The sequence below is a fragment of the Amycolatopsis sp. SID8362 genome (genome assembly GCF_010550475.1).
GTDB lineage: Bacteria > Actinomycetota > Actinomycetes > Mycobacteriales > Pseudonocardiaceae > Amycolatopsis > Amycolatopsis eburnea.
In genome coordinates, this window is sequence record NZ_JAAGNB010001157.1 from 26097 (window position 1) to 33376 (window position 7280).

The 7280-nt window shown below is 70.3% G+C and carries 7 protein-coding genes; 1 reads left to right on the forward strand and 6 read right to left on the reverse strand.

Annotation, left to right across the window (positions count from 1 at the left end; translation table 11 throughout):
• Nucleotides 1–3: 3 nt before the first annotated feature.
• From G3I65_RS35860 to G3I65_RS35880, 5 genes are all read right to left on the reverse strand, one after another.
• Nucleotides 4–198: a recombination activating protein 1 gene (locus G3I65_RS35860; RefSeq protein WP_160700024.1), complete on the reverse strand. Its 195-nt coding sequence runs from the start codon at nucleotides 196–198 to the stop codon at nucleotides 4–6.
• A gap of 104 nt (nucleotides 199–302) precedes the next feature.
• Entirely contained in the window at nucleotides 303–1985 is a 1683-nt protein-coding gene (locus tag G3I65_RS35865) for a PQQ-dependent dehydrogenase, methanol/ethanol family (RefSeq protein ID WP_160700025.1), read from the reverse strand.
• Between the two features lie 15 nt (nucleotides 1986–2000).
• The gene (locus G3I65_RS35870) at nucleotides 2001–2456 is read right to left on the reverse strand and encodes an MSMEG_3727 family PQQ-associated protein (RefSeq protein ID WP_160700026.1); all 456 of its coding nucleotides are present in this window, start codon (nucleotides 2454–2456) and stop codon (nucleotides 2001–2003) included.
• 103 nt (nucleotides 2457–2559) lie between these two features.
• Nucleotides 2560–4806: a catalase/peroxidase HPI gene (katG, locus tag G3I65_RS35875; protein WP_160700027.1), complete on the reverse strand. Its 2247-nt coding sequence runs from the start codon at nucleotides 4804–4806 to the stop codon at nucleotides 2560–2562.
• A 22-nt stretch (nucleotides 4807–4828) separates the two neighbouring features.
• Entirely contained in the window at nucleotides 4829–5377 is a 549-nt protein-coding gene (locus G3I65_RS35880) for a manganese efflux pump (RefSeq protein WP_309235894.1), read from the reverse strand.
• 518 nt (nucleotides 5378–5895) lie between these two features.
• On the opposite strand from G3I65_RS35880, the gene G3I65_RS35885 reads away from it, so the two are divergent.
• Nucleotides 5896–6363: a ribose-5-phosphate isomerase gene (locus G3I65_RS35885; RefSeq protein WP_160700028.1), complete on the forward strand. Its 468-nt coding sequence runs from the start codon at nucleotides 5896–5898 to the stop codon at nucleotides 6361–6363.
• Nucleotides 6364–6655: 292 nt separating this feature from the next.
• Here G3I65_RS35885 and G3I65_RS35890 read toward each other — a convergent pair.
• On the reverse strand, nucleotides 6656–7280 hold a 625-nt coding region (locus G3I65_RS35890), incomplete at its 5' end, for an HAD-IIA family hydrolase (RefSeq protein WP_160700029.1).

The following is a 7280-nucleotide window of genomic DNA, read 5'->3' on the forward strand; positions in this document are numbered from 1 at the left end:
CGCTCAGCCGCCGTAGCGGTGCACGTCGCAGACGCAGTACATCAGACGGCACTCGAAGCACGCGGGCTTGCCGACGCACGTGATGCACGGCCCGCACGCCACCGGCTCGGTGTGCCGCGCGACGTCGTCCGGTCCGTAGCGCTCTCCGCAGTACAGGCACGGCAACCTTTCCGGTGCGGACGTCGATGACTGGCTCATCGGGATCACCTTTCCGTCGGCCCGACGGGGAAACGCCGAAACCGGTGGCCGAGTCGCCGGGACGACTCGACCACCGGTCGGCACCTATCCGGGAAGTCCCGGTGTCACAGGGAGAACACGATCAGCGAAGCGCCGTGCCCCTGGCCGGACAGGCCGGGGACGATGCCCTCGAGCCAGCCACCCCAGCCTACCGGCACCGCGATGTGCTGCTTGCCGTCGACGGTGAAGGTGCTCGGGCTGCTGTGGTGCCCGCTGCCGCACTGGAAGCTCCAGAGCTTCTCGCCGGTCTCGGCGTGCAGCGCCAGGAACTCGCCCGCCGGCGTGCCGGCGAACACGAGGTTGCCCGCGGTGCTCAGCGTCGAGGCGGCCATCGGCATGTTGTCGAGCCGGTGGCGCCACTTCTCCTCACCGTGCGAGTCGAACGCGCTGACCGACCCCGCCATGTTGTCGACGTCGACCTCGACCGCGGCACCCCAGTAGGGCATGCCTTCCTTGAACTCGCGGCGACGCCGGGTGGCGGTGGCGCCCACGTCGGCGACCGGGACGTAGAACAGGTCGTGCTCCGGGTTGTACGACGCGTGCGTCCATTCCTTCGCACCGGCCGGGCCGGGGAAGAAGTGGCAGGGCTCGCCTTCCTTGTCCGGGTACTTCCGCGGGGTCACCTTGCCGTCGCGGGTGATGACGCCCCAGTCGATCCGGTCGACGAACGGCGTGACGTGCTGCAGCTCGCCGTTGGTGCGGTCCAGGACGAACATGTACCCGTTCTTGTCGAAGTGGGCCAGCAGCTTCTTGCCGTCCCGCTCGAACAGGGTCATCTCCATCGTGGAGTCGTAGTCCCACAGGTCGTGCGGGGTGAACTGGTAGTGCCACTTGATCTCGCCCGTGTCGACGTCGACCGCGACGACGCTGTCGGTGTAGAGGTTGTCGCCCTCGCGCACCTCGCCGTCGAAGTCCGGCGCCGGGTTCCCGGTGCCGGCGTAGTAGAGGTTCAGCTCCGGGTCGAACGTGCCGGTGACCCAGTGGTTCGCGCCACCGCGCTGCCAGGCCTCCCCGTCGGCGGGCCAGGTCTCCGAACCGGGCTCGCCCGGCTTCGGGACGGTGTAGGTGCGCCAGCGCTGCTCCCCGGTCTCCAGGTCCCAGCAGTCGATGTGGCCGCGGACGCCGTACTCGCCGCCGGCGGACCCGGTGATGAGCGTGTCCTTGATCACCAGCGGCGCGATCGAGGCGCTCTCGCCCGCGCGCACGTCGCCGATGGTCTTCTGCCAGACCTTCTTCCCGGTGGTGGCGTCGATCGCGACCAGCTGGGCGTTCTGCGTCACCATGTAGACCTTGCCGTTCGCCACCGCGCAGCCGCGGTTGACGTTGGCGCAGCACAGCGTGACGTCGATCGGGATCGCGTGCTTGTAGCGCCACAGCTGTTCGCCGGTCTTGGCGTCGAGCGCCCACAGCCAGCCGTCCCAGCCGGTGACGAACATGACGCCGTCGACGACCAGCGGGCAGGCCTCGAACGCGTAGGTGGAGGTCGAGGCGATCATGCCGGTCGCGCCCGCCTGGAAGATCCAGGCCACCTTCAGGTTCTTGACGTTGTCGACGGTGATCTGGTCGAGCAGGCTGTGCCGCTTGCCGTCGTAGTCACCGTAGTAGGTGATCCAGTTGTCCTTCTCGCCGCGCGCTTCGAGAATGCGCTCGTAGTTGACGCCGCGGGTGACGTCCGGCGCCTGGTGCGGCAGGTTGGACAGCTGACTGTGGTTGAACGCCTTGCCGGCGTCGACGTATTCGAGGGTCATCGGTGATCTGCCTTCCTACGGCCGCGGCTGGGCGGGTCGGTCGAGCTTGGCTTCCGGCGGCACTTCGCCGGTCACGACGATGGCGGCCTGCAGGCCGCGGCCCTCGTCGTTGCCGGCCGGGGAGCCGTACCAGTAGCAGCCGGGGCCGTCGAGCTCGAGCGTCGCGCTGCCCTTGGAGTGGTTCAGCAGGCCGATGAACTGCCGCTCGCCGTTGCTGGGCAGCAAGCAGGCGTGGGTGTTCTTGTCGTCGTTGATGATCGTCAGCTCCAGGACGCCGCCGTGCGGCATGATCAGCACGCCCGGCTCCCACGCCATCGCGTCCTCCGGGATCCGGATGGTCGCCTCCATCGTCCCGTCCGGACGCTCGGTCGCCTTGGCGATCGACCCGGTCCCGAGCACGGCCCCGATGGTCGCCCTGTTCTGCCCGCCGAGCTCGGCCAGGAGATCCTCTCGCTCCTCCATGATCGTCATCGGACATCACCTCCTCGTCGTTGAGTTTTCCTTGCCCTGCAACAAATCAGAATCTACCGCCGCGACGGGAGTTCCGAAATCCGTTGCCACAAATCGATCCCGGTCAGCCGTTCGCCCGGCCGGAAGTACCGTTCGTGGGAAATGATCCGGCCCGGAGATCGAACCGGTCGAGTTCCATGACCTTCACCCACGCCGCGACGAAGTCACGGGCGAACTTCCCGCCCGCGTCCGCACTCGCGTAGACCTCCGAGATCGCCCGCAGTTCGGAGTTCGACCCGAACAGCAGATCGACCCGGCTCGCGAGCCACCGCCGCGCACCGGTTTCCCGGCTGCGGCCTTCGTAGCGCGCCACCCAGGAATGCCCGCCCGGCAATGCTGTCCACTGTGTACTCATGTCCAGCAGGTTGACGAAGAAGTCGTTCGTCAACGTTCCGGGCGCCTCCGTCAGCACCCCCAGCGGGGAGCCGCGGTGGTTGGCGCCCAGCACCCGCAGCCCGCCGAGCAGCACGGTCATCTCGGGCGCGCTCAACGTCAGCAGGCTCGCCCGGTCGACCAGCAGGTGTTCCGGCGGCAGGCGGAACCCGTCGCCGAGGTAGTTCCGGAAGCCGTCCGCCGTGGGCCGCAACGCCTCGAACGACGCGACGTCCGTCCACTCCTGCGTCGCGTCGGTGCGCCCCGGCCGGAACGGGACGTCGGCGTCGTGGCCGGCGGCCGCGGCCGCGTGTTCCACCGCGGCGCACCCGCCGAGCACGATCAGGTCGGCCAGCGAAATCCGTTTGCTCCCGGCCTGTTCGGCGTTGAACCGCTCCTGGATCCCTTGCAGCGCGAGGAGAACGACGTCCAGCCGGCCGGGTTCGTTGACCGCCCAGCCGCGCTGCGGTTCGAGCCGGATCCGCGCCCCGTTCGCCCCGCCGCGCTTGTCGCTGTCGCGGTACGTCGAAGCCGAGGCCCACGCCGTGGCGACGAGCTGCGCGACGGTCAAGCCGGAGCCGAGGATTTCGCGCTTGAGGGCGGCGATGTCGTCGGCGTCCACCAGTTCGTGGTCCACCTCCGGCACCGGGTCCTGCCAGATCAGCCGTTCGGCCGGGACGAGTGGTCCCAGGTACCGCCGGATCGGGCCCATGTCGATGTGCGTCAGCTTGAACCAGGCGCGCGCGAACGCGTCTTCGAACTGGTCCGGGTGTTCCAGGAACCGCCGCGAGATCGCTTCGTAGGCGCGGTCTTCCTGGAGCGAGAGGTCGGTGGTGAGCATGACCGGGTGGTGTTTTTCGGCCGGGTCGAAGGGATCCGGGACGGTGCCCTCGCCCCCGCCGTCACGCGGGATCCACTGCCACAGGCCCGCCGGGCTGAGCTCGACGTCCCACTCGTACTCGAAGAGCGTCTCGAAGAACGTGTGGTCCCACTGGACGGGCGTGCGGGTCCACATCCCTTCCAGCCCGCTGGTGACGACGTCGGCCGCGATGCCGCTGCCGTGCCCGCCTGCCCAGCCGAGGCCCTGCGCGGTGAGCGGCGCGGCCTCGGGTTCGGGGCCGCAGACCAGGTTCGGGTCCGCCGGGCCGTGCGTCTTGCCGAAGGTGTGCCCGCCCGCGATGAGCGCGACGGTTTCCTCGTCGTCCAGCCCCATCCGCTTGAAGGTCTCCCGGATGTCGCGGGCGGCGAGCCGCGGGTCGGGGTTGGTGGCCGGGCCCTGCGGATCGACGTAGACCAGCCCCATTTCCGCGGCTGCCAGCGGCTGGTCGAGCTCGCGCAGGCCGCGGTAGCGCTCCTCGGCCAGCCACTTGAGCTCCGGGCCCCAGTACGTCTCGTCGGGTTCCCACACGTCGGCGCGGCCGCCGCCGAACCCGAAAGTCCTGAAGCCCATCGACTCCAGGGCCCGGTTGCCCGCGAAGACCATCAGATCCGCCCAGGAGATCCTGGTCCCGTACTTCTTCTTCACCGGCCACAGCAACCGGCGCGCCTTGTCGAGGTTCCGGTTGTCCGGCCAGCTGTTCAGCGGAGCGAAGCGCTGCATCCCGGCGCCCGCGCCGCCTCGGCCGTCGCTGACGCGGTAGGTGCCCGCGGCGTGCCAGGCCATCCGCAGCACGAGCGGGCCGTAGTGGCCGAAGTCGGCGGGCCACCAGTCCTGGGACGTCGTCAGCACTTCGTCGATGTCCCGCGCGACCTCGTCGAGGTCCAGCGTCGAGAACCGCGCGGCGTAGTCGAACGCCGGGCCGAGCGGATCGGACTCGGGCTGGTTGCGCCGCAAGGGTTTCAGGTCGACCCGGTCCGGCCACCGGCCGGTGCCGCCGCGCGGCTCGGCCAGGACCTGGTCGTAGGTGCGGTAGACGTGGGTGTCGGGATTCTCGGGCATCGGTGTCCTCCCGGCGCGCGGGTCAGCCGAAGACGAGCGGCAGCAGGATCGCCGCGCCGAGCAGCGAAATCCCGCTGAACAGATCGGACCGGATGCGGACGACCTTGGCAGCCATCCGCCCCACGAACAGGCCGGCGAACGACATGAGCACGGTCATGGCGCCGAACGTCAGCATCGGGACGACCAGGGAGAACCCGGCGATCCCGAGCCCGGCGCCCGCGATGAAGTTGTCGAGGGTCAGCGAAAGCGGCATGCCGAAGAGCGTCACCCAGGGGTGGTCCATGTCCTCGGGCTCCGGTTTCCGGATCGCCCCGACGATGAAGTACACGCCGTACAACCCCAGCGCGGCCGCTCCGATGTACTCCGCCGTGTCGCCGAGGAAGTCACCCAGGTAGTGGCCGAGGACGCCGCCCAGCAGCGGCCCCACCGCGTCCCACAGCCCGAAGACGAGCGCGACCTGCACGGCGCGCCGCCAGCCGAAGGGGATGGTGCCGATGGCGATCGACGAGCGGAAGTTGTCGAGACTGAGCCCGAAGGCGAGCGCGAGCAGCGGAAGGAATTCAAGGGTCACTTCAACCACCTAAAGAGGATGACCAGGTGGCGCAAGGCCCCGGCCCGGGCGGGTGTCCGGGAGCCGGGGCCGTGCGCCGACGCTTGTGGTGAGGCCCGGCTTCGTCAGCCCCGATAGAAGTAACCGGTGGCCTCAGCGCACACCTCGACGACCGTGTACTCCGGCGTTTCCCACTTCATGTTTTGCTCCTCCTGTCGACTGCGCCCGGCTACCGGGCGAAAACCGGACTTCGTGCGCCGCGCAACTCCGAGGACATCTTCACGAAATCTCGCGGCCACGAACGAGCATCCGGGGCCCGGCGGACCGGCCGCAACCGACCGTCAACCAGTGGTCGGCAACCGGTGCCGAACGGTGCCGGCGCGCCGACGAGTGGGGCGGGCGGGTGCACCGGCGGTGGCGCCACCCCGGTCGACCGGGGGCCGCGGGGCGCCCGACCATAAGAAACGGCAAAGGCCCCGGCAGCAATCGCAATGGCCGTCCGGCCGGTATTCGCGTGAATGCGCGCTTACGCTTCCGGCGTGCGAATCTACCTCGGCTCCGATCACGCCGGCCTCGAACTCAAGGACCATTTCGTCAAGCGGCTCACCGGACTCGGCCACGACGTGACCGATGTCGGCCCGCACGCCTACGACGCCGACGACGACTACCCGCCGTTCTGCGTCGAAGCGGCGCGGCGCGTCGTCGCCGACGAGGGCAGCCTGGGGCTGGTCGTCGGCGGTTCCGGGAACGGGGAACAGATCGCCGCCAACAAGGTGCCCGGTGCCCGGGCCGCGCTGGTCTGGAACGTCGACACCGCGCTGCTGGCCCGGCGGCACAACAACGCGCAGCTCGCCGCCATCGGCGCCCGGATGCACCCGGTCGAGGAGGCCGAGCGCATCGTGGACGCGTTCCTCGCCGCCGAGTTCGAAGGCGGACGCCACCAGCGCCGGATCGGCCTGCTGGCGGAGTACGAGCGCACGGGCGTGCCCCCGGCGCTGCCCGGCTGAGACCCACCTGGGCGGCTTCCGGCCGCGGCCCCCACGGCCGACCGTCCCGCAGCGGCCAACACAACGACCAGAGCAGCCAACACAACGACCGGAACGGCCAACATGCCGGGCCCCGGCACGTTGGCCGGTCCGGTCGGTGACTTGGCCATTGCGGTCGTCATGTTGGCCACTCCGGTAGACCTCCACCGGACACCGACAACGCGCCAGGGCCCCGTCGGAGAAACCACCCGGGCCCGAATTCGCCGGCAGCACCCTCGGAGGTCACGGCAGGCGGGTCGCCGCGGCCGCCGCCTCAGCGCGGCGGAACGAGACGGCGTTCGATCCCGTCCCACAGACCGGCGTCGCTGGAGACCTCGCCACCGGCGTCGCGGGCGGCCCACGCCGAGGCGACCACGGACCGGAGCGACTCGGCGCGGTCGCCGACGTCCCGGAGGACGGCGTCGCGCAGGGGCAGCAACGGCTCGAGCAGACCGCTCAGGTCGCCGGCCACGTACGTCGGACGAGCGGCGGGCTCGGCGAAGATCAGGTCGCGCAGCCGTGAGGACCCGCTCAAGACGAACAGCGAGTCGAGACCGGCCGCGTTGGCGCCCTCGATGTCGGTGCCCAGCAGGTCCCCGCACACCAGGGTGCCCGGGCGGCCGGTCCCGAGCCGGTCACGGGCCAGCTCGAACAACGCGGCCCGCGGCTTGCCGACCACGTGCGGCGTCGCGCTGGTCGCCGTCCGGACCAGGGCGACCAGCGCGCCGTTGCCCGGTGCCCGCCCGGACGGCGTCGGCAGGGTGAGGTCGACGTTCGTGGCCACCCACGGGACACCCGCTTCGGCGAGGTGCCCCACCGCCGCCAGCTCGGTCCAGGTGACGTCGGCGCCCAGCCCCTGCACGACGGCTTCGGCCGGCCCGGCGTCCAGGTCCGCGACG

Excerpts from the sequence above, each read along its gene's own strand:
- G3I65_RS35860 (WP_160700024.1), bottom strand. The coding sequence starts at position 198 with ATGAGCCAGTCATCGACGTCCGCACCGGAAAGGTTGCCGTGCCTGTAC.
- G3I65_RS35865 (WP_160700025.1), bottom strand. The coding sequence starts at position 1,985 with ATGACCCTCGAATACGTCGACGCCGGCAAGGCGTTCAACCACAGTCAG.
- G3I65_RS35870 (WP_160700026.1), bottom strand. The coding sequence starts at position 2,456 with ATGACGATCATGGAGGAGCGAGAGGATCTCCTGGCCGAGCTCGGCGGG.
- katG (WP_160700027.1), bottom strand. The coding sequence starts at position 4,806 with ATGCCCGAGAATCCCGACACCCACGTCTACCGCACCTACGACCAGGTC.